The 2,164-nt window shown below is 73.6% G+C and carries 2 protein-coding genes; both read right to left on the reverse strand.

Annotation, left to right across the window (positions count from 1 at the left end; genetic code table 11):
- Positions 1 to 44: 44 nt before the first annotated feature.
- Positions 45 to 1,118, reverse strand: coding sequence for a prenyltransferase/squalene oxidase repeat-containing protein (locus tag ACYVE9_RS24065; RefSeq protein ID WP_461029994.1), 1,074 nt, complete (start codon positions 1,116 to 1,118; stop codon positions 45 to 47).
- Positions 1,115 to 1,855 carry a class I SAM-dependent methyltransferase gene (locus ACYVE9_RS24070; RefSeq protein WP_461029995.1) on the reverse strand — a complete coding sequence of 247 codons (741 nt, stop codon included), beginning with the start codon at positions 1,853 to 1,855 and terminating at the stop codon, positions 1,115 to 1,117. Before ACYVE9_RS24070 ends, ACYVE9_RS24065 begins: the two co-directional genes overlap by 4 nt.
- Positions 1,856 to 2,164: the final 309 nt, after the last annotated feature.

The raw sequence follows: 2,164 nt of genomic DNA on the forward strand, positions 1-2,164 counted from the left end.
CGCCGTGGCCGTCGACGCCCGGACCCTGGCCCGCGCGCCCCGGCTTACGCCGGGCAGCAGTCCGGCTCCAGGCCGGACGGCCGCCGTTCACCGCTGAAGACCTGCATGGTGGCCTCGTCACCGCCCAGCGCGGCGACGGCCAGCAGCACCGAGGCGGCCGTCCAGGCCGTCTTCTCCTCGGGCCAGACGGTCTTGTCGTCGAAGACGTAGCCGGTCCAGTACATGCCGTCCCCGGTACGCAGGTGCTGGATCCAGCGCAGGATGTCCAGGGCCTTGTCCGACTCACCCATCACCCACAGCGCCAGGGCCAGTTCGGCGCTCTCACCGCCCGTCACCCAGGGGTTGGGTACCACGCAGCGCACACCCAGGCCGGGCACCACGAACCGGTCCCAGCCCTCGTCGATCCGCTGCCGGGCCGCGTCGCCGGTCACCGCGCCGCCCAGGATCGGGTAGTACCAGTCCATCGAGTAGCGCGACTTGTCGAGAAAACGCTCCGGATGGTGCCGGACGGCGTGCCGCAGCCAGCCGACGGCCAGCTCCCAGTCCGGCTGCGGCTCCTCCTGGTGCTCGGCGACGGCCAGTGCGCAGCGCAGCGCCTGGTGGATCGACGCGGAGCCGGTGAGCAGCGCGTCGGTCACGGGCGTGCCGTCGGCCTCCCGCTTCCAGCCGATCTGCCCGCCCGGCTGCTGGAGCGCGAGCACGAACTCGACGGCGCGGCTCACCACCGGCCACATGCGGTCCAGGAACGCGTCGTCGCCCGTCGCCAGGTAGTGGTGCCACACTCCCACGGCCACGTAGGCGCAGAAGTTGCTCTCCCGCCCCCGGTCGGTGGGCCGGGCGGCGTCCCCGTCGAGGTAGGCGGCGTACCAGGCGCCGTCCGGCAACTGGTTCTCGGCGAGCCACCGGTAGGCGGCCTCCGCCCGCTCGTGCTCGCCCGCGGTGTCCAGCGCCATCGCCGCCTCGACGTGGTCCCACGGGTCGAGGTGGTGGCCGCGGAACCAGGGGATGGCGCCGTCGGTGCGCTGCACGGCCGCGATGCCGGCGACCGTCTCGGCGGCCTGCTCGGCGGTGAGCACGCCGGGCAGGACGAGCCGTTCGGTGCGCTCCGGGCTCGTCACGCCGGTACCCGGGGCCCGTGCGGCTTGGTGGCGTAGGCGACGAAGCTCTTGCCGATCAGCGGATCGAGGGCCCGTTCGGCGAGCCGGGTCGCCACGGGCTTCTTCATGATGTCCCAGACCAGCAGCTTGTGGTACGCCCGCACCGGCAGCGCGGCGTCGTCACCGTCCCGGCGCACCCCGAAGGCGCACTTCAGCCACCAGTACGGCGAGTGCAGCCCGTGGGCGTGGTGCGTCCCGTAGGGCCGGAGCCCGGCCTCGCGCATCCTGTCGAGCAGTTCGTCGGCACGGTAGATGCGGATGTGCCCGCCCTCCACCTCGTGGTACTCGTCGGACAGCGCCCAGCACACCTTCTCCGGGCCGTAGCGCGGCACGGTCACCGCGATCCGTCCGCCCGGGCGCAGCACCCGGACCATCTCGGCGAGCACGCCCTTGTCGTCCGGGATGTGCTCCATCACCTCGGAGATGATCACGACGTCGAAGCTGTCGTCGGGGAACGGGAGCGCCAGCGCGTCCCCTTCCATGGCGGTCGCGGTGGCACCGGCCGGGGCTTCGCCGGCCTCCTCCATGGCGGCGAACCAGGTCGCCACCTCCCGGATCTCGGCCGCGTTGCGGTCCAGGGCGACCACCCGCGCGCCGCGGCGATAACACTCGAAGGCGTGACGGCCTGCGCCGCAGCCCAGGTCGAGCACCCGGTCGCCGGGGGCGAGCGGGAACCGGGAAAAATCGACGGTCAGCACGGAGACTCTGCTTTCGTCCGGGGGTCGGGGCGGCGTGGAGGGCGGGAAGCCGGGGCGGCGGGAAGCCGGTGCGGCACGGGGTGCGGTAAGGGCCGGGGGAGACGCGAAGCCGGGAGGCGGGCGAGGGGGATGTCGCTCACGTGCGCTGACGGGCGTGCGCGAGTGACTCCCGGTACCGCTGCACGGTACCGACGGCGGCCTGCTCCCAGGTGAAGCGGCCCAGCACCCGTTCCCGTCCGGCGGCACCGAGGCGCCGGCGCAGCTCGCCGTCGCGGAGCAGCCGGCTCAGCGCGACCGACAGCGCGCCCG

This window comes from Streptomyces sparsus (assembly GCF_054776295.1).